Genomic DNA, 24,284 nt, shown 5'->3' with positions numbered 1-24,284 from the left:
GCTTCTTCATTTCATTCCATATTAAAACTTGTAACGTTATCACATGGCATGAATTAAAAATATGAAGCAAGTTTTACATGAAAATCTGTTATGTAATATCATTATAAAGAGAAAATTATTTGCAATGATGTGATTTATACTTAATTCACGTACGCGAATAAGATATGAGCAGCGGATAGGGTGACACCGGCGCATTCTTTACATGAAGGAACCGACCATTGAGCGATCATGGCCATAGCCATGCACAGGCTGGCCACAGCCATGCGCCCGCCACTTTTGGTAGGGCCTTCGCAATCGGCATCACGCTCAATATTGCGTTCGTCATCATCGAAGCCGCCTACGGCTTCTTCAGCAACTCGCTGGCGCTTTTGGCGGACGCTGGTCATAATCTCAGCGATGTGGTCGGACTGGCCATTGCCTGGGGCGCGGTCATTCTGGGTAGTAAGCGCCCGACCGATCGCTTCACCTATGGATTGGGCGGAACGTCGATCCTCGCGGCGCTCGCCAACGCTATTCTGCTCCTATTTGCCGCAGGCGCAATAAGCCTCGGGGCCATTCAGCGATTTGGCGATCCCCAGCCTGTCGCCGGGACCACGGTCATGATCGTCGCCGGGATCGGTATCATCATTAACACCGCAACAGCGTTGCTGTTCGTGTCGGGTCGCAAGGGCGACATCAACATCCGGGGGGCTTTCCTGCACATGGCCGCTGACGCCGCCGTATCAGCAGGCGTTGTCATTGCCGGCCTCGCCATTCAATTTACCGGGCTGAACTGGATCGATCCGGTTACAAGCTTGGTCATCGTCGGCGTAATTGTCTGGAGCACCTGGGGATTGTTGAAAGAATCGCTGGCTATGTCGCTGAACGCGGTTCCTAACGGAGTCGACGCGGGCGCGGTGAAAGAACATCTTGCGTCCCGAACCGGGGTGATCCGCGTCCACGATCTCCATATCTGGGCGATGAGCACCACCGAAACCGCCATGACCGCGCATCTGGTCATGCCCGATGCCCATGACCGGGACCGGTTCCTTCACGATACAGCGAAGTCACTCAAGGAGCATTTCGGTATCGGTCATGTGACCCTGCAGATCGAGTGTAACGAAGCAGATTGTGCTTTAGGACCGCACGACGTCGTTTGATCTGGAGTAGAGCGGATGCAAACCATTGCCTTCACGGCCATCCCGCTCCTTGCATTGATCATCGGCGCAGTCTGGACCGTTGTGCGGCGGCCAGGGGCCGCTTTCAAAAGCGGCGTTCAGCACTTCGCCGCTGGCGTGGTGTTTGCCGCGGCGGCAAGCGAAATTCTGCCGGACGTCAAACACAGCGGGTCGCTTGTTGCAGTTGTCATCGGTGCTTCAGCCGGTGTTGCCGCGATGCTGATGATCAAGACAATCGGTCGCCGTGCAACGGGTGTTTTTTCCATCGCCGCTGTAACGGGGATCGACATCCTGATCGATGGCATGGTGCTCGGGATCAGTTTTGTGGCAGGGGCCAGACAAGGGTTGCTGCTGACGATTGCGCTCACCATCGAGGTTCTTTTTCTCGGCCTTACCCTCGCCGGGGAATTGGTCGAAGCAATCCCCTCGCGTATCAAAGTCGTCGCGATTACGGCTGCCATTGGTTTGAGCCTGCCGATTGGCGCTCTCGCCGGAGGCCCAATCGGTGGATTGCCGGCGCCGATTCTCACCGGATTCTATGCTTTTGGCCTGATGGCACTTCTGTATCTGGTGACAGAGGAGTTGCTGGTCGAGGCTCATGAAGAGCCGGATACACCGCTGATCACGGCGATGTTTTTCGCCGGACTTCTGCTCATCCTGATATTGGAAGAGCTCATGCCGAACTGACGCGACGTCTCTCTCGTTGAGCGGTCCCAATGACGGGCAAAGGCACCGGGTCCGATCCCGATCATGTCAGGACCCTATTAAAGGCTGATCATGCGAAGCCGTGGTCCTCACAACTCTTTCCGTCGCAATAGCAATGCGTTGCCGATAACCGAGACCGAGGAGAGGCTCATCGCTGCTGCAGCGATCATCGGGCTGAGCAAGATGCCGAACCAAGGGTAAAGAATGCCGGCAGCGACCGGAACACCCAGGCCGTTATAGATAAAAGCAAAGAACAGATTTTGCCGGATATTGCCCATCGTCTGTTGACTGAGATGGCGCGCCTTGGCGATGCCGCTCAAATCACCTTTGACCAAGGTGATGCCCGCACTTTCCATCGCCACGTCGGTGCCGGTGCCCATCGCAATCCCCACATCGGCCTTGGCGAGAGCTGGGGCATCATTGATACCGTCACCCGCCATTGCGACGATTCTCCCATCCGCTTGCAGTTCGCTGATCACGCGATGCTTGTCTTCAGGTGATACGTTGGCGTGGATTTCGTCGATGCCAATCGCCTTGCCGACAGATTGCGCGGTAGCTTCGGCATCACCGGTTAGCATGACCACGCGGATATTGGCTTTGTGCAGCGCCTTGATCGCCTCCGCTGTGGTCGGCTTGATCGGATCGGCGACGCCGATGAGACCCGCCGGCGTTCCATCGACGGCCACAAACATCACCGTCTGACCTTGGGACTGGCCGTCCTGCGCTTTCGCGACCAGATCTTCGCGCATGGCACCGAGCCGTTCCATCATTTTTTCGTTACCGATGGCGACGCGCTTGCCTTGCGCGGTCGCCTCGACCCCCTCGCCTGTCATCGACTGGAAATCAGTTGCTGCTTGAAACGTCAGGCCCTTGTCCTTTGCGCCTGCGACAATTGCTGCCGCTAGCGGATGTTCGCTTGCCATCTCGATAGCAGCCACAAGCGCCAGCATTTCATCGCCGTCAAAGCCTTGTACCGGCTCGACCGAGACCAGTTTTGGTTTGCCTTCGGTGAGCGTGCCCGTCTTGTCGACAACGATAGTGTCGACCTTCTCAAAGGTTTCGAGCGCCTCGGCACTTTTAATCAAAATGCCATTTTGCGCGCCTTTGCCAGTGCCAACCATGATAGACATTGGGGTGGCAAGGCCAAGTGCGCAGGGGCAAGCGATGATCAGGACGGCAACCGCATTGACTAGGCCGTAAGCCAGTGCGGGTTCAGGCCCCAAAATGGCCCAGATGATGAATGTGGCAACAGCGATCAGGACCACCGCAGGCACAAAAAAGCCAGCAACCGTATCGGCGAGTTTCTGAATGGGCGCGCGACTGCGCTGCGCTTCGGCAACCATCTGAACGATCTTGGCGAGAAGTGTGTCTCTACCCACGCGCTCGGCCGTCATGATAAAACTACCGGTCTGGTTGACCGTTCCGCCGGTGAGATCATCGCCTTCGACTTTGGCAACCGGGATCGGCTCGCCGGTGATCATCGACTGATCAATCGTGCTTGACCCTTTGGCAATGGTGCCATCAACAGGAATCTTATCGCCCGGACGAACGCGCAGGCTGTCACCAGACTGCACTTGTTCGAGCGAAATTTCCTCTTCTGATCCATCCGCACCGACGCGCAAGGCGACTGGCGGAGCCAGTTCGAGTAGCGCCCGCAAAGCACTCGATGTCTGTCCGCGAGCCTTTAGTTCCAGCACCTGCCCTAGCAGGACCAACGTGGTGATGACTGCAGCGGCTTCATAATAAACGGCAACGCCGCCATCATGACCGCGAAACGCTGCCGGAAAAATGCTTGGAAAGAGTGTTGCGACCAGACTGAAACCATAAGCCACAGCGACGCCAAGCCCGATAAGCGTGAACATGTTGAGGTTCATGGTCTTGAGCGAGTTCACGCCGCGCACAAAAAAGGGCCATGCGCCCCACAAGACAACAGGTGATGCCAGCAAGAGCTGTGCCCATTGCGCCCAGTCAGGTGGGAGCAGGCCCGCAAGCGGTTTGCCAGGAATAAGATCGCCCATCGCATAGATGAACAGGGGAATGGAAAACACCGCGCTGACCCAAAAGCGCCTGCGCATGTCGATATATTCCGGATCCGGCCCGGTATCGAGGCTGAAGGTTTCAGGTTCCAGCGCCATCCCGCAGATCGGACAGGAGCCCGGTCCCTCTTGCCGGATTTCGGGATGCATAGGACAAGTATATATTGTTCCTGCCGGAACATCCTCAGAGGTCTCCCTATGCTTTCCGGCAAGGTAATGCTCAGGATCCACAACAAATTTCTCACGGCACCCGGCCGAACAGAAATGATATTCCTGCGTAGCAGGCCGCGCATGATTTGCGGTCTTTTCCGGCTCTACGGTCATACCGCAGACAGGGTCGTGAACTTGAGACGCAGAACGGGAGTGGCGTGATCATGGCCTGCATGATCATTGGGAGACGTGTCAGCCACAATCATTTTCCTTTTAACAGCATGCCGGTGGCCCCTTGTTTAAGCGGGATCAAAATGACGGCAATATACCAGCCATAGGCAAAGCTTCCGGCTGCACCGGCAAGGAATCCAGGCCAGGTGAGCCATCTAAATCCGGGCAACAGCGGAGCCCAAGCTTCGTGCATATGCATCGATTCAGGCATCAAAATACCAAAGCCAATGCAGACGAGATAGCTGAACAGCAAGAAAAGACTCAGTGTCCAACCCCAGACAAGGATTTGACTGCGGATCGAGATGTTGGTCATTTCTATCGCCCTTTCGGAGGCAATACCTCAATGATAGGATGCAAAGACACGCGGTGCCGCGTCACCGAACGCCATGACATGGTAAGGCTGCGTCTGGTTTTGATATTCCATTCCGGGTGAGCCAACCGGCATGCCGGCGACAGCCAGCCCCTTCACTCCGGCAGGTTTGTCCCGCAGCAATCTGGCGATGTCACGGGCTGGCACATGGCCTTCGATCACAAAGCCTTCGACATTCATCGTGTGGCAAGAGCGTAAGGCCTGCGGCACGCCATTAGCGTCTTTCACGGCACTCATATTGTCGCTGTCCCTGATTTCCACACTCTGACCCATATGGCTTTCAATATGACCCACCCATTTTTCGCAGCAGCTGCATCCCGGATCGCGGAACATGACAAGCGGTGCGGCCTGCGCGGCGCTGGTACAAGCGGCAAGCGAGGCGATGAGCAAGGACGCCAGAAGGGGGTGTGCCTTGAGCTTGCGAACATAGTCGAACATCTTCTTCTCCTTCCGATACTGAAAGCTGTCGCTTATGCGGCAGACATTCTCAGAAATTCATATGGCGGAGCCCGCCATGCATGAAGGTGCCGCCCAGAAAGGCCTGTATCAACACCCCGAGGGTCAGCAGCCCCAGCAGCGCAGCGAACAAGCGTTCTTCGCTACGATTGTGGTGAAAGCGACGCAGCCCAGCCCAGGCTAGCAGAACCGATCCTATTGCGACACTCATACCCAGATAACGGTGCGCCGTCAGGATGAGATTGCGGTCGTAAAGATAAAAACCACCCGCAAACCAACCCAAAAATGCGGCTGTCACCGCGCCAAGCGCCCCGATCACCAGCATGATCCGTGCGGCCGAACGCCAGTCCGGCTTGCCGCCTGCAACACCGAAAGCCTCGGCCGCAAAGGCCGCAACAATCATGGCGATCGGAAAATGGATCACCACGATATGCAGCTTACCGAGCCATATGAACAAGCGCTCACCAAAGCTCTTGTCGCTGTTATCGTCTGCTTCGTCATGCCCCATCATGCCGCCATGATCCATCGCGTCCATATGATCGCCTTCTGACACGGCAGGTGCCGATCCACCGGGCATCATCGGCATGGTCCCCTCGTCCATCATCTTTTGCATTTCGGCGCTTTGCGCCGTGTCACCACGGCCCATTGCGTCTTTATGATGGCCTTCGGAAGTTCCGGGGCCAGCGCCCATCTCGGTCGGGTCATTATGCGCAAACGCCGGTGTGCCAAGCGACGTAATGGCTAGCACAATACCCATCAATAGCGTGCGAAATTTCAGAATTGGCATCACAACCCTCCCGGTCATCAAATTTGGTCATTACTTTATCAATGGCCCCCCTGCGGGCCTTGGTCTCCGAATGCGGCCTGCGGGGGATAAGGGCGACCGCACCCGGAGTTTCGATTGTTCTTTAATCACTTGACCTGAAAGGCATATTTTCCGCTGACAACTTCCTTATCGTCACCCGAAGCCATCCACCGCAATTCATATGCGCCAGAGGTCAGCGGCGTCTTCATCATGACCATGACCGACTTGCCGTCTTTTCCCATCATCACCGAAATCGGCATCTTCATCGGTGCGTGATTGGCCATTCCCGGCATTGATGTCATCATCAGTTGCATGCGGGTATTCGCGGGCATGATCTTCTCGTTGAAGACCAGATCTATACGGTTGGTTGGCGCGACCGTGGCATTGGCCGATGGTTTTGCCGAAACGAGACTCGGGTGAGCCAAGACCGGCGTTGCCGGAAGCATGGCAGCAAGGGCAACAGCAAGGGTCAGTCGGACATTATGATTCATGACGTAGATTCCTTCATTGTATCTGTCCTCAATACGCGGTGATTTTGCCCACCCCTCAAAAATAAATATGAGGGCAAGGAGGTCGCGCTTGCGTATAAAGAGCAGAAACGAAAAACAGGACAAAACCGATGTCGCTATCTGACCATGAATTGGACGAGATGCTCGCCAGCCTGCGCTCCGTTCCCTCACCGGAACCGCAGCTGACCGATGACGGGTTTCAGAACAATGTCTGGCTTCGTATTGGCGAACTGGACCATAGACGTGTTTCGCGTCAGAAAAGCCTGCTCGGAGCCATCATTTTCTTGTCTGCCCTCGGTGCAGGTTTTGGAACTAGCCAGCAGCCCGCGATGGCCATGACCCAGACCAATTTATTGATCGGCGGTACCGACTATTCGCCTGCAAACCTGCTTCACCTTTCGCAATGATAGCCCGCTCCATGAAATTCGGACCTCTTCAGATCATATTGTTCATCGTGCTGGCGCTTGGCGCGGGCTGGATTGGGTCCCTTGGTGCGCGACACTGGAGCCAAAGTGACACACCAAATATCGGGATACACAGCTTCGTTCACGAAGAACTTGGCCTCGACAAGACGCAGCAAGCTCAGGTTGAAAAGCTGGAAAATGGGTTCGAGATCAAGAGGAAAGCTCTGGAACTGTCGCTCCGGTCCGCGAATGCCAATCTTGCCGCCGCTATAGAGGAAGAACATCAATATGGACCCAAAGTTTCCGAGGCGATAGAAGCCGTGCATGTTCAGATGGGGCTTTTGCAAAAGGCAACTGTCGAACATCTTTTCCGGATGCGCGCGCTGCTGAAACCCGACCAGCAAAGGGCGTTTGACAAGCGGGTCTCACAGTCGCTGACCAACGGGTCTTGAGTGCCGGTATCGCTGGCCAGCGCGCCAAAGCCGGATACTGTCCTCATCGCGGAAGCTGCAGCGGGCAATAAAGTTGCCTTCAACCTTGTGATGAGCCAGCACGCTCCGCGCCTTCAGAATATCGCGCTGCGACTGATGGGCAATGGTTCCGATGCGGAAGATGCGGTGCAGGAGGCGATGGCGGCGGCCTGGTTCAAGCTGGGCAGTTTCGATCGATCGCGGCCAATCCATCCCTGGCTCACCCGCATCACGGTCAACAAATGTCGTGATAGTCTAAGAAAACGCCGAGTCCGGCAATTGTTCGAGTTTCAGAGCGAGTCTGATGCCGGTTTTATGATAGCCGACGATGCACCCGACCCAAGTGCCGATTTGCAGACACGGCAGGCCCTTGCATTCCTGCAAAAAGAGATTTCCCGTCTGCCCGCGACGTTACGCGAACCCTTTGTTCTGGTCACTTTTGACGAGACCAGTCAGGCCGAAGCCGCCCATATTCTCGGCATATCGGAGAAAGCGGTCGAAACACGCCTGTACCGGGCGCGCAACCGCTTGCGCGAAACATATAAAAAATTTGAGGGGTGAGACAGGTTCCGACGTATTGAAGGGCATATAGCTTTCATTATCAGGAAATATCATGCTCACTCTCCCCCGCCGTCGATTTTTGTCTACCGCCTTGCTTGCTGGTGGAACGGTGGGGCTCGCCTCCGCTATGCCCGCATGGGCGCGAGGGGACATGACCGGCGGATCTGTGCGCAAAGGTATTGATGAGGTTTCCGGGGCCAGCATCGATCTTGCCATTGGACGCGGCCAATTTTCAACCGGCGGACGCAGCGGCCATGCCATTGCTGTGAACGGCACAATTCCCGGGCCGTTGGTTCGTCTTCGCGAGGGACAGGATGTCCGTCTCAACGTCACCAATACTCTCGATGAAGACAGCTCGATCCACTGGCATGGCATTCTTCTGCCGTTCCAGTTTGACGGCGTTCCGGGCGTCAGCTTTCCAGGTATCAAGCCGGGTGAAACCTTCACCGCGCCGTTCAAGGTGCGGCAGAGCGGCACCTATTGGTGGCACAGCCATTCAGGTTTGCAGGAGCAGACGGGGCATTATGGCCCGATCATCGTCGAACCTGCTGGGACAGATCCAGTGGCATACGACCGCGAATATATCGTCCTGCTCAGCGAATTTACGCCGATGCACCCGCATGTCATCATGAAAAAACTCAAGCAAGCCGATGGCTATTTCGATTATCAGAAAACGACCGCCACCGATGATCGCAATCTGAGCGGCAAAGAGCGGCGGATGTGGGGCAAGATGCGGATGTCCCCAACCGACATATTGGACGTGTCGGCCTCTACCTATACTTATCTCATCAATGGGCATGGCCCCGCCGACAATCTGGAGCTGTTATTCATCCCCGGCGAGCGGGTGCGGTTGCGGATCATCAACGGCAGCGCGATGACCTTCTTCAACTTGCGAATTCCGGGACTTCCGATGACGGTGGTGCAGGCTGATGGCCAGAATGTTATGCCAGTTGAAACCGACGAGCTACAGATTGGCGTCGCCGAAACCTATGATGTCATTGTCCAGCCAACCGCAGACACGGCCTTCACCTTTGTCGCGGAATCCATGGACCGTTCGGGCATGGGCATCGCCACGCTGACTCCGCGTGCAGGAATGCGGGCCAACGTACCGGCTCTTCGCGATCCGCCGATCCTGACCATGGCGGATATGGGCATGGCCGGAATGGATCATGGCGGATCAGGCAGTGCGATGGACCCCAATATGGATCATAGCAAAATGAGCTCCGACGACATGGCCAAAATGGATATGAGTGGCGGCATGGCGGGCATGGACATGAGCGGAATGAAAATGCGTGATACGTCGATGCTGCCACCCGATGTCAAAGTCGGCCCCGGCCTCGACATGGTATCAATGAATGCAGCGGACCGTATGGGTGATCCGGGTATCGGGCTCGACAAGGTTGATCACCGCGTCCTCAATTACAAGCAGCTCGCAGCGCTCACGCCGAGCAAAGACCAGCGCAAGGCCACCCGCAACATGCAAATCCATCTGACCGGCAGTATGGAACGCTATATGTGGTCATTCGACGGCAAGAAATTCTCCGCCGTCTCTGATGACCCCATCCGTTTTGCCTATAATGAACGCGTGCGCGTGAAACTGGTCAACGACACGATGATGGCGCACCCTATTCATTTGCACGGTCATTTCTTTGAACTGGTCAACGGACAGATGAACCAACCGCTCAAGCACACCGTCATTGTACAGCCTGGTGGCAGTGCGACCTTTGATCTGACTGCCGACGAAGCCGGTGACTGGGCTTTCCACTGCCATCTTCTCTATCATATGCATGCAGGCATGTTCCAAATCGTTACCGTTGCATCACCGACGGGAGACGACGCATGAGGGCGCTGATTGCAACGCTCGTCATCGGCATTTCCACCCCGGCCCTGGCCCAACATCAGGGTCATGACATGCCCATGCCGGGCATGGATACGCCGGCGCCGAAAGCAAAACCAAAAGCAAAACCGCCACAAAAGCCGAAATCCGCGCCTGTGGCGACAAAGCCTGCTCCGGTAAAACCAAGCGTCAAGCCTTTAGCGAAACCTGCGACCGCCAAAGCCACCGAACCCCCCGCGGACGCCGCCATGTCGATGGACCATGGCACCATGGATCATGGCCCGATGGACGAGCAGTCCATGAGCCCGATGGATGGAGAGCAGCCGCAAAACGCAAGCAGCCCGCAGCAACCCATGCCTGACCTGGATCATAGCATGATGAATCATGGCGCGATGGCTGGGGCGGAGGATGGAGCGGGAGATGGCATGGACGGCATGACCGCACCCATGGCCGACGAGGCCCCGCCTCCTGAAGCAGGAAGCGGACCGGCACGCGCTGCCGATGCGATCTGGGGGGGCGATGCCATGCGCGGCTCCAGGCAGCAGCTAGCGACCGAAAATGGGGGAATGAAATCGCTTTGGGTGATGGCCGACCGCGCAGAATATCGCGTGCGAAACGGCAAGAACGGCTATTTATGGGATGGCCAAGGCTATTATGGCGGCGATATCGACAAATTCTGGTTCAAGACCGAAGGCGAAGGCAGCTTTGGTCAGAAAATCGAAAGCGCCGAGGCACAAGCGCTATGGAGCCACGCCATTGCGCCATTTTTCGATTTTCAGGCAGGCGTCCGTCAGGACTTTGCGCCGCGTGACCGGACCTATGCTGTCGTCGGAATTCAGGGGCTGGCTCCCTATCTCTTCGAGGTTGATGCTGCAGCCTTTCTATCCGACCGGGGCGATGCGACCGCCCGCATCGAGGCGGAATATGATCAGCGGATTACCCAGCACCTGATCCTCCAGCCGCGCGCAGAGCTTAACCTCGCGGCGCAGGATGTTCCCGAATTGGGGATCGGGTCTGGTCTCGATAAGGCCGAACTGGGCATCCGATTGCGCTATGAATTCACCCGCGAATTCGCGCCATATGTCGGCATTGAACGGGAATGGAAAGCCGGACAAAGCGCACGATATGCCCGCGCCGCAGGTGACAAACCGAGTGTCACCAATTTTGTAGTTGGCATCCGATTCTGGTTCTAATGATTATAGGGGAAGTAAATTGAAACACATTGCTTTGGGCCTGGCTTTGGCGATTGCGGCAGTTTCCTATCCGGCTTTATCCCATGAAAAGGAAGCCGCCGCTTCATCAATCACGAGCACAGCTGAAAAGACGCTCGAAGCCTATAGGCACGCAATCGAAAGTCTCGATGGCACCAATATGCAGCAACTTTTCACCGAAGATGCGCAAGTGTTCGAGAATGGCAATGCGGAAGGCAGTTTCAGCAATTACCTCGCCCATCATCTTGAGCCTGAATTGATGGAGTTTAAGAGCTTCACATTCAGCAATGTGACAAGCAACATGACGGTCTTGGGTCACTCTGCAATGGCGTCGGAATCATATACCTACACCATTGAACTAAAGGATGGTCGGACCATCGAACGACAAGGTGTTGCCACTGCTGTTTTGGTGAAGCAGGACGAAAATTGGAAGATTGCGCAATATCATTCATCCTCACGCACACCCAAGAAATAGCTTGGTCTAGGACGAACAAGGGCACTGCTTTTACGACGTTCAGGGTTCAATGGGTCATCAATGATGCGCAGGACCATCGGCATCATGGTGATCGCCAACCATCCCCTGCATCAGTTCATCATGATCCGCTGGCGCGCTGGCGACGATTTCTTTATATTGTCCGGGCGTAAGCGAAGGAAGTTTGTCGACGAACGCAACCATATCCCAGATCAGATCATCGCTGTGCGTTTTCCCCCAGGCAGGCATCGCCGTCAGCTTCACGCCGTGTTTGATCATCCAGAATTTCTGTGCCGCCGAATGTTCGGACATCTTGGCGAGTTCGGGAGCCGCCGGATAGAGGCCCCGACTCATCTCGGTTTTTTCCATGCCTGGCGCAAGATGGCAGCCCGTGCACATCTCGTTATATAGTCCGGCACCGGCGAGAAAGCGTTTCTGGCTCTTCAGATCAGCAGGCGGTTCAATACTGCGCGCATGAACCGCGATCGAGCGATCACGAATATCATCTAGCAAGCTGTAGACGACTTTATTATGCGGCGCGTCTGCGCCGATATTATAAACGCCCATATAGATCAGCACGGCGGCGAACGCAGCGATCACAATCGCAGCGACCGCGATGAACGATAAGCTGGGCAGATGTTTGCCCGCATCAAATTTTCCGGATTTTCTCATCCTATATTCTCCCCGATCGAGAACACGCCCACCTATGACGTCGCGCGGTCTACACATCTATTACGCGCGTCCGAGCCTTACCCCTCATTTCAGTGGAGTGGATGCAGCATCACGATGAACATGGCCACGGCGCGGCCAATCTGCACAGCATATTTTAGTCCGGCCTAAAGCAGGTTTTGCCGAAGTCAGAGGAACCTAACCAGCGCCCAAGTGACGCAATGCTGGATCCAGCGCAACCGCATGGGTGTTCGCCGTTGCATAAGTATCGTTATGCCGAACAGCGAAAACCAATCAAAATTGTCGAGATCAATGGGAGTGCCCCTCCTTACCGGTTTCGGCGTAGTCGTCGGTCCGCCGTTTGGACAAATAATATCTCTCAAAGGCAAAGAATCCTGCGATTCCAGCGAATGAAATTGCAACGATCATTGGATCGCTCGCTACTTTCATGGCCAGAAACGCCCCGAGGACAATCAAATCCAGCATGATCGCGCTTAACAAAACCCATGCTTTCGCGCCAACGTCGTCCTTGAGGTGACGATACACGCCCCAATGGATCACTATGTCCATGACCAGATAAAATATCGCTCCCAAGGATGCTATTCGACTGAGATCAAAAAATGCTGCCAACAGACCCGCCGCGATAACCGTGAATACGAGCGTGTGCTTTTGTATGCCACCGGGCATTCCAAAATGGCGGTGTGGAATCAGCTTCATGTCGGTGAGCATCGCCAGCATACGCGATACGGCAAAAACGCTGGCCAGTAGCCCCGATGCCGTTGCGATGATGGCAACGGCAACCGTGAACCACACGCCATAGTCACCAAAAGCAGGTCGCGCCGCTTCTGCGAGCGCATAATCCTTGGCAGCGGCAATTTCGCTTATGCTAAGAGTTGATCCCACAGCTAGCGCAACGGTCATATAAACGAGCAAACAAATGCCGAGTGAGATCATGATGGCACGGCCGACATTTTTCTCGGGTTCCACAACTTCGCCGCCGCTATTCGTGATAGTGGTAAATCCCTTGAACGCCAATATTGCCAATGCAATCCCAGCGATAAAGCCTGTGGGCGAAGTCCCTCCCCTCGGAGCGCTTTGTGTAAATTCGAATGTGAATCCAGATGTCCAAAGCACGGCAAGAGAAAACATCAATATCCCGCCGATTTTCAAGATGGCGGTGATTGACGAGATCGCGCCGATTATCTTGTTTCCGGCGATATTGACGATGAATGCAAAAATGATCAGGCCTATTGCCAGTATGGGAACGAGCACGGAATCGCGGCCAATGTTGAACAATTGCAGCGTGTAAGTTCCGAAAGTTCTCGCAACCAGACTTTCGTTGATGATCATCGAAAAGGCCATCATCAAGGCGGCTGCTCCGGTGACAGTTGATGGCCCATATGATTTCTTCAAAATCATCGCGATGCCGCCAGCTGACGGATATTTATTGGAGACTTTTATGTACGAATAGGCGCTGAACCCGCTGACTATGGCACCAATCAGGAAGGCAAGCGGGAAGAGTGGACCGGATAATTCGGCGATTTGGCCGGTTAGCGCGAATATTCCGGCCCCAATCATGACACCGGTGCCCATCGCTACCGTACCCGCCAGCGTTAAACTGTTCTTGTTGTATGAGCTGCTTTGCATCATTTGTGCCTTTGAGACGTCCGGGGATTATAGGTGTGGCTGCCGCCGCGCGAACCACAGCGTAATCAATGGAATGAATATCCACATAATTATGGGAACGAGGCCGATGTTCGTGCCGGGCACAAGAGGCATGAGATCGCTATATCGCCAGCCCCAAACCCATCCCCAATCGCGCGGCACAGTGGTGGCTATTCCTTCGAGGATAATTGTCATTCCAAGCCCGATCAGCAGATAGATTCCGATCATCCAGTAAGTGGGGCGCCGTATCCAGTGCCGGTCCCGCTTCAAAATCGAAACCACCGTGTAGGCCAGTAACAAGATCCCAGCGTCTCCAAATGTTGCCCGGGTGCAACCCAAGGTTCGCTCCCAGTGGGTTGCCGACCCCACATCGAAGAATGGCATTTGCAGGGTTTCCCAAATGAAGGACGTAAAAAATCCGAATGTGGCGATGTGAACCTCGGGCTGTTTGTCAAATTTCATGAAGCGCCAATCCTGATTTTGAATGGTGAAATAGAGCCCGATATTGTCGCAAGGCTCAGCATTTCTTCCGTCAGATATCTCGGTGCTACCGATATTCTATCCAATATTATGGCACCACGTATAGTTCTCACTGCCCCGGCTAAAAGACCTCGTCTTTGCGCTAGATCAAATGATTGAACTGAAATCCCGATAAACAAACCCGGTGGGCACGGTTCGCCCGTGTCTCTGAAGGAGAAGAATGATGAGAAACTTACTGATCGCGATAGGGGCCCTGGCGCTGACAGCCACACCAGCCCTTGCTCAAGCGCCTGTCGCCAAGGATGCGCCGAAAAGTGAGATGATGAAGGACGGCATGATGAAGGACGGCATGATGAAGTGCTGCAAGAAGGGCAAGGATGGAAAGATGGTCTGCGAAATGATGGACCACAGCAAGATGGATCATGCCAAAAAAGATACTGCAGCCAGTGATGGTGAGCACAAGGATCACAAGCCGCAATAATCACCGCCAAAATTCGAAGTAACAGGAGGCCGAAATGACCGAACGAACTATAAAAGCCAGTGTCATTCGCTGGGGATGGACCTTGAGCATTTTTTTGCTGGTAAGCTATCTCATCTGCGTGGCTTTTGGCCTCCTCGCACCCGCAGGATTCCATATGCATGAAGCATGGGCGCCGCTGCTGCCGGGCTTTGAATGGCTGACCTTGAGCGGCTTTATTGCGGGGGCGGTAGGGAGCTTTCTTTATGGCTGGTACATCGCCGTGCTGGCGGTGCCGCTCTACCGCTTTTTCGGACGGAATTCTCAAGCCTGAGTATCTATACCTGTCCGATGAGTCAGCGGCGTTCCGCTACGGCAAACAAAGGAGGAACAATATGATAAATAATGGAATGCATATGTCCGCGGGCATGGGTATCATCTGGATAGTTGTGCTCGCGTTTCTGTTACTCGGGATTGCGGCGTTCATCAAATATCTACGATCGAAGTGATCGGTCTGCCTAGCGGACCGGGCCCGATCCACAAACACTATGAACCGTCGCCACGTCGAAATTGACGGTGGCAGTTCATGAGTGTGGTTCAGATGAATTCTTGTCATGAATTCATTTATGCAGATGGCGTGTGCGCCTCATCCAAATATCCGCTTCGCGGACCTTTGCCAAAGCGGTTCCGACCGCCCCGCCTTGCGGATCCAAGGTTCGACAAGCGCTCAAGAGTGGGATTGCTTAGATAGTGCACTACGCACTTGCTAATGAGAACTTGTCGCAAATATCTTGACCTTGAAGCCAAAACATTGCTTAGAACGGCGACATGACTACGCCAGTGAACCCTGCGTCCGCTCACCAATCCACAGCGCCCAATGCCTCCCGGGCAGCGGCACAGCGTCGACCGCTAAAGGGACTGCTGACGATGTTAAGTGCACTCCTCGCCGCTCTGCTGATAGCATTCCCTGCCTCGGCCGCGACAGGCAACGTTCAAACCGCATGGCAACTGCTTGACTATATCGCGGTGGATTATGCTGGCGCGGTCAAAGATGGCGGCGTCATTAGCCCGACCGAATTTGCGGAAATGAACGAATTTTCCGGTACAGTGGCCAAGAAGCTGGCCGCGCTACCCGCCAAGCCCGGACGCCCTCACCTTGTCGCTGATGCCAAGCAGCTGAAATCCCTCATTGCGGGCAAAGCCACGCCGCAAGACGTGGCGAGGCTCGCGCACCGGATCGCCGCCGATCTGCTCAAGGCCTATCCGGTACCCCTCGCTCCTAAATCTGCTCCCGACATGGCCAAGGGTACGCAATTGTTCGTCCAGAATTGCGCCAGTTGTCACGGCGTGTCTGGCAATGGCGAAGGACCCGATGCCGCAAAACTCGCAACACCACCCGTTGCATTCACCGATCGCGAGCGGGCCCGTCAACGCAGCTTGTTCGCACTGCAGCAGGTCATCAGCAATGGCATCGACGGCACCGCGATGCAGAGCTTTTCTTCGCTGTCCGCCGCCGACCGCTGGGACCTGGCGTTCAAGTCTGGCAGCTTCGCATTTCCAAAGAGCTTAGCGCCGCAAGGCAAGGAAATCTGGAATTCGAGCCCGACGGTGCGCAAACAGATTCCGGATCTCGAAGCGCTCGTCGAAATGACCCCGCAGATTCTTGCCGCGACAATCGGGCCCGCCAAAGCAGACGCAGTCATGGCGTATCTGCGGCGGCATCCAGAGATCGTCATGGCGCCCGCGAGAAGGGCGACGTCTCTGGACCTTTCCCGATCAAAGCTGACGCAAAGTCTGCAGGCTTACCGCTCGGGCGATCGGGACGGGGCCAAGACGCTCGCGCTTGCGGCCTATCTTGACGGTTTTGAACCGATCGAACCGGTTCTGGGTGCGCGCGACGCCACACTGTTACGCCATATCGAACGCAATATGGGCGAATATCGCGCCGCGATCGACCAAGGCGCATCCGTCGATATGATCGCTACCCAGGTCGCGGTATTGAACGCGCTGTTCGACGATGCCGATCAAGCGCTGTCCTCGGATGCGACAAGCGGCACGACCACCTTCATTGGGGCCTTTACAGTTTTGCTGCGCGAAGGACTGGAGGCATTGCTGATTGTTGTCGCGATGATTGCCTTCCTCGACAAAGCCGAACGGCGTAACACGCTGCGATATGTCCATGCTGGCTGGGCGGGTGCCCTGATCGCTGGCGGCGTAACCTGGGTCGTGGCGACCTATGCGATCGGCATCAGCGGCGCGAGCCGGGAACTGACCGAAGGGTTCGGATCGATCATCGCCGCCATCGTCCTGCTGTCGGTCGGCATCTGGATGCACGGAAAATCACAGGCCGGCGAGTGGCAGCGCTATATTCACGAGAAGCTGTCTCATGCCCTTAACAAAAGGTCCGGCTGGTTCCTGTTCGGTCTCGCTTTCGTCGTGGTCTACCGCGAAGTGTTTGAGACGATCCTTTTCTATGCCGCGCTCTGGGCGCAAGGGAGCGGCGCGGCAATGTTGGCGGGAGCCGGAACGGCGGCGCTCCTTCTCGGTGCGATTGCATGGGTTATGCTCCGCTATAGCCGAAAATTGCCTATTGCGACTTTCTTCAGATACAGCTCCTGGTTGATGGCCGCGCTCACGGTGGTTCTGATCGGAAAGGGCGTCGCCGCATTGCAGGAAGCCGGGATGATCGACATCATGCCGCTCACAGGCGCGCCACGCCTGTCGATGATCGGCGTATTTCCGACGGTTCAGTCCCTCGGCGCACAGATGCTGACACTGACCGCGATCCTCGTTGGCTTTGCACTCAATCGACGGCGCAAGATACACATAAGCACAGGAGCAAAGGGCCTCAACTAAGGCTCGCATTTGCTTTGACCCAACACGATCCCGATCAAGGCTTTGGTGGTACAGTGCCGACGTGTTGCCCGGAGGATGAGCCGTCGACGAACACCCTCATCCGCTCTACAGCGCTTCCAAAGTTCAGTCTTTTGCTCCGACTTGATCCGTGGCTCCTCTTGACTATCACGCTTTCGGCGGGAACCCGGCATGGCCAATATTATGCGGAAGAGGTCGCCGACTGCCCGCTACCAAGACCGGTTCTCTCATATAACTAACATCGATGCCATGGTCTCCCTGATGTGAGGCAAAGCGTACTATCGCGCAGCGAGATCGGTCGCCTTCGACTTGTAGTAGATCTGCAACATCGACAAGGACTTAAGTCCGGTTATCGCGGCTAGTTCCAAAACATTTGATAGTTTCGGCGCCATAGTCATGGCGACTTCCCTGCGGTTGTCATGAAAATGGATGTGATCCAATCCCGCAGCGCGCTTAGCCTTCAGGAACATTTGTCCGAAATGTCCAGCCTGTACAGGAATATCCGGCTTGTCAGCTTGTCGGTCTTTTATCCTTTTTAGAAGTGACGATGCAGCCTTTGAGAGTGGCACAGCCCTCCCCTCTCCGTTTTGAGTGATGTCGAGATGGGCATAGCGGTCCTCGAAATGCACATCCGACCAGCGCTATGAGAGAATTTCGCCCTTTTGCTTCGCGGTCTCCAACGCGAAGTAGAAGGCTAAGGCTACGGTTCTCTATGCGAAGCCGTTCAATTTCGCGGGCCAAATCTGCTTAGCTAGCGTGGCTACCTGATCAGAGGGTCGATATTGCGATACCCACTTGCCTAGCGTCGATAGGCCAACCCCCAGATCAGCCGCGACACGCCGCCGCGCCAACGGGGTCCGCTTGCGCTCCACCAGAAGCGCGAGGATCATCATCGACTCGGGCGACGATCACACGGTGTTTGGCCATCGACTGTCTCGAACAGTCTACGTTTGCGCCTAAGCTGGTTTCCCCGAGGATACGTTCTTAACGCGCCGCAACGCGCCACTACGCACCTCACTGCATGGAACAGTCTCAATGGCTTGACGCAGGGGCCTGCCCCTTCAACCTTCATCGCAGGGAGCACCACGCAACGTCAGTCAATGAAGGACATAACCATGAAATCTAATCCACCCGATCGCTTCCTGCGGATTAACACTGTGCTCGATCGCACCGGGCTTAGTCGCGCAACGCTCTACCGGAAGATCCAGGCCGGAACCTTTCCGCCGCAGGTCAAGATCTCCGAACGCTGCTGCGCCTGGCGCGAGTCCGAGGTCACTGCCTGGCTCATCGACCCTCACACCTTCACAGTCGACAACCTTCCCCGCGGCTTGCCCTGCCTGGAGTGAGTCTCCGACAAACCATTTCTGCCCGAAACTACACAGCAAATTTCGTGCCATAAAGCGGTGAGGACTCGAACCGATTCCGAGAAAAAATTCTGGGGCCACGGTGGGGCCACAAAAACAGCTGTTAGAATTAACAACAGTAAATCAGATAGTTCCAGCCGAATCTAGAGGACGACAGTCGCACCAGTTGCAATTGGGGGTCTTCAAGCACCCGTTCGGGCACCTCGAATATCGCGCCATCGGCGTTCGGTGCTATGTTATATGGACCGATAGGTCGCCAATTCCATCGATACCACCTGCAATTTGATCGTTGCGTTCGAGGGCGCCAACGCCTGCGGGCGTCCCTGTAAAAATAAGGTCGCCGGGGCTGAGGGCGATTGATTGCGACAAGAGCGATATGATCTGCGGCGGCGACCATATCATCTGGTCAAGGTCGCCATCTTGTCGAATGTCCTTTTGCACTGACAACCATATCCGCCCATGCTGCGGATGCCCGATGGCCGACACAGGATTGATCTTGCCTATCGGTGCGCTTGCATCAAATCCCTTTGCCAGATCCCAAGGGCGGCCTTTTTTCTTGGCTTCGGATTGCATGTCCCGCCGTGTGAGATCGACCCCCACGGCATAGCCAAAAATATGATCTGCGGCGGCGGAAAAGGGGATGTCGCTCCCGCCCTTTGCGATGGCGACCACAAGTTCGATTTCGTGATGCAGGTTGTGCGTTTGCGGCGGGTAGGGAACATCGCGCCCGTCCGGCACAATGGTATCTGCGGGTTTTGAAAAGAAAAAGGGCTGCTCCTTATCGGGATCGCCCCCCATTTCGCGCGAATGCTCTGCGTAATTCTGGCCCACACAATAAATGCGGCGAACGGCAAACCGCTTGTCGGTACCGATGACTCCGACCGAAGGCTGGTCGCAAGGGGGAATGATGAATTGGCGTTCCATCTGCATTTTTCCAGACATTTTCTTGATTTGCCGAGGGGTTCGCCTGAGGCCTATGCCACCAAAACAGGATTCAAATCCATAGGGCTAATTTGACACCTTATCTGAAGGGGGAGCGTAGGACGAGGTCACGCCGACACGCGACATGCGCGGGCATGGCGAATTTCCGATGAACAGTGATTTAGGAAGAAGGTGGGACGATTCTGTTGCCCGGCTCGTCCCCAGCCGCTGGTTTCCGATTCTGTTGCCCGGTTCGGTCCGAACCGCGTTCTATTTGTCTAACTTTCGGCCGTGAGGCCTAACGGTTAGGCAGCCAGAGCGAGTGCTTCGTTATCGTTAGCACCTATTGGTTTTGAGCCTTGAACGGGTTACTCAGCCCGGGCAAAAATATCGTCTTTGAACACACGTCGATCCTGGTTCGGCCCCGTCAGAACCCCGCTTTGCCGAATGGATCGGCGGGATTGTGGTGGAGCCGCCGGGTACTGCCCCCGGGTCCGCTGTGTCTATTCCACGACACCATTTATCACCATAGTCGGTCGAAACCGACATCCCCTATATAGGACGCCCGCCCGCGCTTGGAAAGAGTGCGGACGTGCGAACGTCATTAAATGGCTGAGATTATTTTGATTTCTTGCGCAATTCGTCGCGGATTTCGGTGAGCAGATCGACCTCACTTGGTCCAGCGGGCGGGGCCTCTTCGGCCTTTTTCATGGTCCGGTTCACCCAACGCACCAGCAGGAAAATGACAAAGGCCAGAATGATGAAGTTGATGACGGCGGTCAGGAAAGCGCCATAGCCAATCATCGCCACGCCTGCCTCTTTGAGCGCGGCATAGTCGGTCGCGGCGATGCCGTCGGGAACGGCCCCGAGCAGTATGAACTGACCGGAAAAATCCACCCCGCCGAAAATCCAGCCGACAAAAGGCATGATGACATCTGCGGTGAGCGAGCCGGTAATCGTTGCAAAGGCGCCGCCGATGATGACACCAACCGCAAGGTCCATCACATTGCCCTTGGCGATAAATTCCTTGAACTCACCCAACATATTCATCTCCCTGATTACAGCTGATTTCATCGAAACGGTGCCGCAGTGATTGCGTAAAAGCAAGCAACAACCTATCTAGGTGTCTTGTTGCGGCAAAACGCCGCCCGAGGGAGCCTTATGACCATGACCTATCGTTCTGCCCGCTGGATGATCATCCCCGCCGCCGCCATGACGCTGTCAGCTTGTGGTATCAACAGCGTCCCGACCGCCGAGGAAAATGCCAAGGCCAAATGGGCCAATGTGCAGGCCAGCTATCAGCGCCGCGCCGATTTGATCCCCAATCTGGTCAACACCGCCAAGGGTGCAGCCGGAATCGAAAAATCGACGCTGGAAGCCGTGGTGCAGGCGCGTGCATCGGCAACACAGGTCAGGGTCAGCGCCGATGACCTGTCCGACCCCGCCAAGGCAGAGGCCTTTCGCACCGCGCAGGGCAATGTGTCGAGCAGCCTCAGCCGTTTGCTGGCCACCGTCGAAGCCTATCCCGACCTGAAGAGTCAGGGCCGCTTTGCCGACCTGATGACCCAGCTGGAAGGCACGGAGAACCGGATCAACGTCACAATTCAGGATTATAACAAGGCGGTGCAGGACTATAACACCACCATCCGCACCTTCCCCGACATCATCGGGGCCAAAATCGTCCATGGTGCCAAGCCAATGACCCCTTATCAGGCCGTCAGCCCCAACGCCGACACCGCACCCAAGGTTGATTTCGGGACATAGGATAATGGGTTTGTCCACCCTTTACCGCCTGATCGCCCCCGCCTTTCTGGCGGCGGCGATAACCCTGTCGGCCCCTGCCCTCGCGCAGGATTTCCCCAAGCTGACGGGGCGCGTCGTCGATCAGGCCAATATCATACCGGCCGCCGAAGAAACGGCGCTTACCGCACAGCTTAGCCAACTGGAAAGTGCGACCGGCCATCAAGTCGTCGTCGCGACGGTCAGTGACCTGCAAGGCAATGAAATCGGCGAATATGGGTTCAAACTTGGCCGCGCCTGGGGAATTGGAGGCAAGGATGCCAATGACGGCATCGTCTTTCTGATCGCACCCAACGAACGCCGGATGACAATCCAAGTCGGCTATGGGCTGGAACCGATTTTGACCGATGCCTTGTCGGGCCGGATCATTCGCAATGACGTGACCCCGAAGTTCAAGGCGGGCAATTATCCCGGCGGCATTCAGGCGGGGGTCGATGCAATTGCCGAACAAATCCAGCTGCCGCCAGAAGAAGCTGCGTTACGCGCCCAGCAGGCTCAGACGGCAGAGACGCAGCGTAACAAAGGCGGCAATGTCGGCGGCCTGTTCTTCGTCGGTTTCATTATACTTTTCTTTTTCATCATCCCAATGCTCAGCCGGCGCGGACGACGCCATCGGCGGCACCAACCCTGGGGCGCACCCATCATCATCTGGGGCAGCGGCGACAGCTGGGGCTCGGGTGGCGGGTCGAGTTGGGGTAGTGGCGGCGGCGGTTCAAGCTGGGGCGGAGGCGGCGGCTTTTCGGGCGGCGGAGGCTCCTTCGGGGGCGGCGGCGCTTCAGGCGGCTGGTAGGAGACGGATATGTCCATTCGCAAAATCAGCCATGTCAGCGAGGCCGATCACCAGATCGTCAGTAGCGCGGTTTCGGCCGCCGAACAGCACAGCAACGGCGAGATTGTCACCATCGTCACCAATTTGTCGGACGATTATGGCGACATTGCGCTGGTTTGGGCCAGTGTCATCGCCTTTGTCGCCATGTCGGTTGTGGCGCTGTTCCCCGACTTTTTCCGTGGTCTTTATGACCTGTTGATAGGCGGCTGGAACCATGACCTGACCGCCAATCAATGGTTGGGGATCGTCATCGGCCTCGGCGTCCTGAAATGGATCGGCGTCTGGTTGATCCTGTTGTGGCGGCCGTTGCGGCTGTGGCTGACGCCCGATGCGATCAAGGCGCAGCGGGTGCGCGCACGCGCGGTCGACCTGTTCAAGGTCGGAACCGAATCGCGCACCATGGGGCGCACCGGCATCTTGTTGTTCCTCAGCCTGAAAGAACATCGCGCCGACATTGTCGCCGACGAAGCCATTGCGGCCAAGGTCGCGCCCGAGGTTTGGGGCGATGCGATGCTGGCGCTGGTCGAGCGGGTCCGCGCCGGCGAGCCGGGCGAAGGCATGGCAGAGGCGGTGCGACAAATAGGCATCGTGCTCGCCGAACATTTCCCCAAAAGCGTCGACAATCCCAACGAACTGCCCGACCGCCTGATCGAGCTTTGAGCGCCACGCATGAGCCGCCGCGCGCCCGACACCCCTATTGAAACGCGATGGGAGGGCCGTTTCATTACGGTCAAGCAGCAGGGCAATTGGGAATATGTGTCGCGATCGCGCGGCATCCATGCGGCGGTAATATTGGCCATCGATGATGCACCCGACGGTCGCCACGTCATATTGGTGGAACAATATCGCGTTCCGCTGCAACGCAACTGCCTTGAACTGCCCGCTGGACTGGTCGGCGATGAAGAAGCAGGGGAAACGTCCGAGGTCGCGGGCGCACGCGAGTTGGAGGAAGAAACCGGCTATCGCGCTACCCAATGGACCACCATTGGCGAATTTTTCAGTTCACCCGGCATGGTCAGCGAAAGCTTCACTTTGCTGCGCGCCAGCGAACTGACCAAAGTTGGCGAGGGTGGCGGGGTTTCTGGCGAGGACATCATCGTTCACCGCGTTCCGTTGAGCGGCATTGCCGATTTTGTTACTGCGAAACGCAACAATGGCTGCGCGGTTGATGTCCGTGTAACGATGCTGCTGACGAAGCTGATCCTCGACGCTTAGCGCCCCTTGAACCGCCAGAGCAGCAACGGGCGGGCAAGGAGCAATCCCGCGACAAAGCCGCCGATATGCGCCCAGATCGCGATATTGGCGAAATCGCCACCGGCAAAACCCATCAGCAACTGAACACCAATCCACGCCGCCGCGAGCCAGAGCGCGCGCACCCAAACGCCGGGAATGGGGCCGATATCCTTGACCTTATTGCGGTTAAAGATCAGCGCGAACACCGCGATGACCGCCGAAATCGCGCCGCTGGCACCGATCATCACCACCATCGAACCGGGATCGGCAGCCCATTGGGCAAAGGCACCCGCATAGGCACCCACGACCAGCAAAACCGCCATTGCGGCCTTGCCCAGCGGTTCTTCGAGCTGTCGACCGAGGAACAGCAACACCACCATGTTGAAACCAAGGTGAAGCACGCTGCCGTGCAAGAAAGCGGCGGTGATCGGAGTCAGGATGGCAGGAACAAGCGTCCCCGGCGGCACAATGAGGCCGGTCCCAAAGCGCGCCGGAATGAACCCGCCCGCAATCCAGACTTGCTGGTCCAGCCCGGTAATCAGCAACACGACGAACACTGCAACGCACGCCAGCGCATAACCGGTCGTCAGCGGTGCTTGCGGCGTGTTCATCGCTGCT

Annotated in this window: 28 protein-coding genes, 1 other RNA gene and 1 pseudogene; 16 read left to right on the top strand and 14 right to left on the bottom strand. The window is 56.2% G+C overall.

Going from position 1 to position 24,284, the window contains the following annotated elements; genetic code table 11:
- Positions 1-218 precede the first annotated feature (218 nt).
- Positions 219-1,139 (top strand): cation diffusion facilitator family transporter, encoded by a 921-nt coding sequence (locus ACR3XE_RS04740; RefSeq protein ID WP_486185943.1) that lies wholly within the window; start codon positions 219-221, stop codon positions 1,137-1,139.
- Positions 1,140-1,154: 15 nt separating this feature from the next.
- Entirely contained in the window at positions 1,155-1,844 is a 690-nt protein-coding gene (locus ACR3XE_RS04735) for a ZIP family metal transporter (protein WP_473698756.1), read from the top strand.
- Between the two features lie 107 nt (positions 1,845-1,951).
- Here the strand turns inward: ACR3XE_RS04735 and ACR3XE_RS04730 are convergent.
- The 5 genes and pseudogenes from ACR3XE_RS04730 to ACR3XE_RS04710 form a co-directional block, all read right to left on the bottom strand.
- Positions 1,952-4,261 (bottom strand): annotated as a pseudogene (locus ACR3XE_RS04730) (heavy metal translocating P-type ATPase); the annotation flags it as partial.
- A 49-nt stretch (positions 4,262-4,310) separates the two neighbouring features.
- On the bottom strand, positions 4,311-4,592 hold the full coding sequence (locus ACR3XE_RS04725; protein ID WP_473698758.1) for a hypothetical protein: 282 nt from the start codon (positions 4,590-4,592) through the stop codon (positions 4,311-4,313).
- 27 nt (positions 4,593-4,619) lie between these two features.
- The gene (locus ACR3XE_RS04720) at positions 4,620-5,087 is read right to left on the bottom strand and encodes a DUF411 domain-containing protein (RefSeq protein WP_486185942.1); all 468 of its coding nucleotides are present in this window, start codon (positions 5,085-5,087) and stop codon (positions 4,620-4,622) included.
- 49 nt (positions 5,088-5,136) lie between these two features.
- Positions 5,137-5,892 carry a DUF2231 domain-containing protein gene (locus ACR3XE_RS04715; RefSeq protein WP_473698760.1) on the bottom strand — a complete coding sequence of 252 codons (756 nt, stop codon included), beginning with the start codon at positions 5,890-5,892 and terminating at the stop codon, positions 5,137-5,139.
- Between the two features lie 125 nt (positions 5,893-6,017).
- Positions 6,018-6,524: a copper resistance CopC family protein gene (locus tag ACR3XE_RS04710; RefSeq protein WP_473698761.1), complete on the bottom strand. Its 507-nt coding sequence runs from the start codon at positions 6,522-6,524 to the stop codon at positions 6,018-6,020.
- Between the two features lie 5 nt (positions 6,525-6,529).
- Between ACR3XE_RS04710 and ACR3XE_RS04705 the strand changes: the two genes are divergently transcribed.
- The 4 genes from ACR3XE_RS04705 to ACR3XE_RS04690 are packed head-to-tail and all read left to right on the top strand — an operon-like array spanning position 6,530 to position 9,697.
- On the top strand, positions 6,530-6,826 hold the full coding sequence (locus ACR3XE_RS04705; protein ID WP_473698762.1) for a hypothetical protein: 297 nt from the start codon (positions 6,530-6,532) through the stop codon (positions 6,824-6,826).
- A gap of 11 nt (positions 6,827-6,837) precedes the next feature.
- Complete coding sequence (locus tag ACR3XE_RS04700; protein ID WP_473698763.1) at positions 6,838-7,275, top strand: periplasmic heavy metal sensor; 438 nt, start codon at positions 6,838-6,840, stop codon at positions 7,273-7,275.
- Positions 7,276-7,854 carry an RNA polymerase sigma factor gene (locus tag ACR3XE_RS04695; protein ID WP_473698764.1) on the top strand — a complete coding sequence of 193 codons (579 nt, stop codon included), beginning with the start codon at positions 7,276-7,278 and terminating at the stop codon, positions 7,852-7,854.
- Between the two features lie 52 nt (positions 7,855-7,906).
- Positions 7,907-9,697: a copper resistance system multicopper oxidase gene (locus ACR3XE_RS04690; RefSeq protein WP_473698765.1), complete on the top strand. Its 1,791-nt coding sequence runs from the start codon at positions 7,907-7,909 to the stop codon at positions 9,695-9,697.
- Positions 9,698-9,758: 61 nt separating this feature from the next.
- On the opposite strand, the gene ACR3XE_RS04685 is transcribed toward ACR3XE_RS04690, so the two are convergent.
- A complete protein-coding gene (locus ACR3XE_RS04685) occupies positions 9,759-9,917 on the bottom strand; it encodes a hypothetical protein (RefSeq protein WP_473698766.1) in 159 nt (52 codons plus the stop codon).
- Between the two features lie 22 nt (positions 9,918-9,939).
- On the opposite strand from ACR3XE_RS04685, the gene ACR3XE_RS04680 reads away from it, so the two are divergent.
- Both ACR3XE_RS04680 and ACR3XE_RS04675 read left to right on the top strand, forming a co-directional pair.
- Positions 9,940-10,884, top strand: a complete 945-nt coding sequence (locus tag ACR3XE_RS04680) for a copper resistance protein B (RefSeq protein WP_473698767.1) — start codon at positions 9,940-9,942, stop codon at positions 10,882-10,884.
- 19 nt (positions 10,885-10,903) lie between these two features.
- Positions 10,904-11,377, top strand: coding sequence for a YybH family protein (locus ACR3XE_RS04675; RefSeq protein ID WP_473698768.1), 474 nt, complete (start codon positions 10,904-10,906; stop codon positions 11,375-11,377).
- A gap of 57 nt (positions 11,378-11,434) precedes the next feature.
- Here ACR3XE_RS04675 and ACR3XE_RS04670 read toward each other — a convergent pair whose 3' ends face one another.
- From ACR3XE_RS04670 to ACR3XE_RS04660, 3 genes are all read right to left on the bottom strand, one after another.
- Positions 11,435-12,046, bottom strand: a complete 612-nt coding sequence (locus ACR3XE_RS04670; RefSeq protein WP_473698769.1) for a c-type cytochrome — start codon at positions 12,044-12,046, stop codon at positions 11,435-11,437.
- A 306-nt stretch (positions 12,047-12,352) separates the two neighbouring features.
- Complete coding sequence (locus ACR3XE_RS04665) at positions 12,353-13,693, bottom strand: APC family permease (protein ID WP_473698770.1); 1,341 nt, start codon at positions 13,691-13,693, stop codon at positions 12,353-12,355.
- A gap of 24 nt (positions 13,694-13,717) precedes the next feature.
- Positions 13,718-14,170, bottom strand: coding sequence for a hypothetical protein (locus ACR3XE_RS04660; protein ID WP_473698771.1), 453 nt, complete (start codon positions 14,168-14,170; stop codon positions 13,718-13,720).
- Between the two features lie 238 nt (positions 14,171-14,408).
- Between ACR3XE_RS04660 and ACR3XE_RS04655 the strand changes: the two genes are divergently transcribed.
- The 3 genes from ACR3XE_RS04655 to ACR3XE_RS04645 all read left to right on the top strand — a co-directional run bounded on the left by ACR3XE_RS04655 (position 14,409) and on the right by ACR3XE_RS04645 (position 17,501).
- Entirely contained in the window at positions 14,409-14,669 is a 261-nt protein-coding gene (locus ACR3XE_RS04655; RefSeq protein ID WP_473698772.1) for a hypothetical protein, read from the top strand.
- Positions 14,670-14,703: 34 nt separating this feature from the next.
- Positions 14,704-14,979: a DUF5676 family membrane protein gene (locus tag ACR3XE_RS04650; RefSeq protein WP_473698773.1), complete on the top strand. Its 276-nt coding sequence runs from the start codon at positions 14,704-14,706 to the stop codon at positions 14,977-14,979.
- A gap of 593 nt (positions 14,980-15,572) precedes the next feature.
- Entirely contained in the window at positions 15,573-17,501 is a 1,929-nt protein-coding gene (locus tag ACR3XE_RS04645) for an FTR1 family protein (RefSeq protein ID WP_473698774.1), read from the top strand.
- 296 nt (positions 17,502-17,797) lie between these two features.
- Here the strand turns inward: ACR3XE_RS04645 and ACR3XE_RS04640 are convergent, their stop codons facing one another.
- Complete coding sequence (locus tag ACR3XE_RS04640; RefSeq protein ID WP_486185941.1) at positions 17,798-18,148, bottom strand: tyrosine-type recombinase/integrase; 351 nt, start codon at positions 18,146-18,148, stop codon at positions 17,798-17,800.
- 486 nt (positions 18,149-18,634) lie between these two features.
- Here ACR3XE_RS04640 and ACR3XE_RS04635 point away from each other — a divergent pair, with 486 nt between their 5' ends.
- A complete protein-coding gene (locus ACR3XE_RS04635; protein ID WP_473698776.1) occupies positions 18,635-18,865 on the top strand; it encodes a helix-turn-helix transcriptional regulator in 231 nt (76 codons plus the stop codon).
- 249 nt (positions 18,866-19,114) lie between these two features.
- Here ACR3XE_RS04635 and ACR3XE_RS04630 read toward each other — a convergent pair whose 3' ends face one another.
- The 3 genes from ACR3XE_RS04630 to mscL form a co-directional block, all read right to left on the bottom strand.
- Entirely contained in the window at positions 19,115-19,807 is a 693-nt protein-coding gene (locus ACR3XE_RS04630; protein WP_473698777.1) for a fumarylacetoacetate hydrolase family protein, read from the bottom strand.
- 227 nt (positions 19,808-20,034) lie between these two features.
- Positions 20,035-20,390, bottom strand: a transfer-messenger RNA (tmRNA) gene (gene ssrA / locus ACR3XE_RS04625).
- 32 nt (positions 20,391-20,422) lie between these two features.
- Entirely contained in the window at positions 20,423-20,848 is a 426-nt protein-coding gene (gene mscL / locus ACR3XE_RS04620; RefSeq protein WP_473698778.1) for a large conductance mechanosensitive channel protein MscL, read from the bottom strand.
- 117 nt (positions 20,849-20,965) lie between these two features.
- Here mscL and ACR3XE_RS04615 point away from each other — a divergent pair, with 117 nt between their 5' ends.
- Genes ACR3XE_RS04615 through ACR3XE_RS04600 form a run of 4 tightly spaced genes read left to right on the top strand, consistent with a single transcriptional unit; the run spans position 20,966 to position 23,648 of the window.
- Entirely contained in the window at positions 20,966-21,568 is a 603-nt protein-coding gene (locus ACR3XE_RS04615) for a LemA family protein (protein WP_473698779.1), read from the top strand.
- Between the two features lie 4 nt (positions 21,569-21,572).
- Positions 21,573-22,394 (top strand): TPM domain-containing protein, encoded by an 822-nt coding sequence (locus ACR3XE_RS04610; RefSeq protein WP_473698780.1) that lies wholly within the window; start codon positions 21,573-21,575, stop codon positions 22,392-22,394.
- A 9-nt stretch (positions 22,395-22,403) separates the two neighbouring features.
- Entirely contained in the window at positions 22,404-23,093 is a 690-nt protein-coding gene (locus ACR3XE_RS04605) for a TPM domain-containing protein (protein WP_473698781.1), read from the top strand.
- Between the two features lie 9 nt (positions 23,094-23,102).
- Positions 23,103-23,648: an NUDIX hydrolase gene (locus ACR3XE_RS04600; protein WP_473698782.1), complete on the top strand. Its 546-nt coding sequence runs from the start codon at positions 23,103-23,105 to the stop codon at positions 23,646-23,648.
- On the opposite strand, the gene ACR3XE_RS04595 is transcribed toward ACR3XE_RS04600, so the two are convergent.
- The gene (locus ACR3XE_RS04595) at positions 23,645-24,277 is read right to left on the bottom strand and encodes a rhomboid family intramembrane serine protease (RefSeq protein WP_473698783.1); all 633 of its coding nucleotides are present in this window, start codon (positions 24,275-24,277) and stop codon (positions 23,645-23,647) included. The genes ACR3XE_RS04600 and ACR3XE_RS04595 overlap by 4 nt on opposite strands.
- Positions 24,278-24,284: the final 7 nt, after the last annotated feature.

The sequence above is a fragment of the Sphingopyxis sp. 10G20-10 genome, from assembly GCF_057365075.1.
Note: the sequence above shows the minus strand (reverse complement) of the source record. Positions and strands in the feature narration are given on the sequence as shown.

Bases quoted from the DNA above. Each gene is read 5' to 3' on its own strand.
- ACR3XE_RS04735 (WP_473698756.1), top strand. From the start codon at position 1,155: ATGCAAACCATTGCCTTCACGGCCATCCCGCTCCTTGCATTGATCATC.
- ACR3XE_RS04725 (WP_473698758.1), bottom strand. From the start codon at position 4,592: ATGACCAACATCTCGATCCGCAGTCAAATCCTTGTCTGGGGTTGGACA.
- ACR3XE_RS04720 (WP_486185942.1), bottom strand. From the start codon at position 5,087: ATGTTCGACTATGTTCGCAAGCTCAAGGCACACCCCCTTCTGGCGTCC.
- ACR3XE_RS04715 (WP_473698760.1), bottom strand. From the start codon at position 5,892: ATGCCAATTCTGAAATTTCGCACGCTATTGATGGGTATTGTGCTAGCC.
- ACR3XE_RS04705 (WP_473698762.1), top strand. From the start codon at position 6,530: ATGTCGCTATCTGACCATGAATTGGACGAGATGCTCGCCAGCCTGCGC.
- ACR3XE_RS04700 (WP_473698763.1), top strand. From the start codon at position 6,838: ATGAAATTCGGACCTCTTCAGATCATATTGTTCATCGTGCTGGCGCTT.
- ACR3XE_RS04690 (WP_473698765.1), top strand. From the start codon at position 7,907: ATGCTCACTCTCCCCCGCCGTCGATTTTTGTCTACCGCCTTGCTTGCT.
- ACR3XE_RS04680 (WP_473698767.1), top strand. From the start codon at position 9,940: ATGTCGATGGACCATGGCACCATGGATCATGGCCCGATGGACGAGCAG.
- ACR3XE_RS04670 (WP_473698769.1), bottom strand. From the start codon at position 12,046: ATGAGAAAATCCGGAAAATTTGATGCGGGCAAACATCTGCCCAGCTTA.
- ACR3XE_RS04665 (WP_473698770.1), bottom strand. From the start codon at position 13,693: ATGATGCAAAGCAGCTCATACAACAAGAACAGTTTAACGCTGGCGGGT.
- ACR3XE_RS04660 (WP_473698771.1), bottom strand. From the start codon at position 14,170: ATGAAATTTGACAAACAGCCCGAGGTTCACATCGCCACATTCGGATTT.
- ACR3XE_RS04655 (WP_473698772.1), top strand. From the start codon at position 14,409: ATGATGAGAAACTTACTGATCGCGATAGGGGCCCTGGCGCTGACAGCC.
- ACR3XE_RS04650 (WP_473698773.1), top strand. From the start codon at position 14,704: ATGACCGAACGAACTATAAAAGCCAGTGTCATTCGCTGGGGATGGACC.
- ACR3XE_RS04645 (WP_473698774.1), top strand. From the start codon at position 15,573: ATGTTAAGTGCACTCCTCGCCGCTCTGCTGATAGCATTCCCTGCCTCG.
- ACR3XE_RS04635 (WP_473698776.1), top strand. From the start codon at position 18,635: ATGAAATCTAATCCACCCGATCGCTTCCTGCGGATTAACACTGTGCTC.
- ACR3XE_RS04630 (WP_473698777.1), bottom strand. From the start codon at position 19,807: ATGGAACGCCAATTCATCATTCCCCCTTGCGACCAGCCTTCGGTCGGA.
- mscL (WP_473698778.1), bottom strand. From the start codon at position 20,848: ATGTTGGGTGAGTTCAAGGAATTTATCGCCAAGGGCAATGTGATGGAC.
- ACR3XE_RS04615 (WP_473698779.1), top strand. From the start codon at position 20,966: ATGACCATGACCTATCGTTCTGCCCGCTGGATGATCATCCCCGCCGCC.
- ACR3XE_RS04610 (WP_473698780.1), top strand. From the start codon at position 21,573: ATGGGTTTGTCCACCCTTTACCGCCTGATCGCCCCCGCCTTTCTGGCG.
- ACR3XE_RS04605 (WP_473698781.1), top strand. From the start codon at position 22,404: ATGTCCATTCGCAAAATCAGCCATGTCAGCGAGGCCGATCACCAGATC.
- ACR3XE_RS04600 (WP_473698782.1), top strand. From the start codon at position 23,103: ATGAGCCGCCGCGCGCCCGACACCCCTATTGAAACGCGATGGGAGGGC.
- ACR3XE_RS04595 (WP_473698783.1), bottom strand. From the start codon at position 24,277: ATGAACACGCCGCAAGCACCGCTGACGACCGGTTATGCGCTGGCGTGC.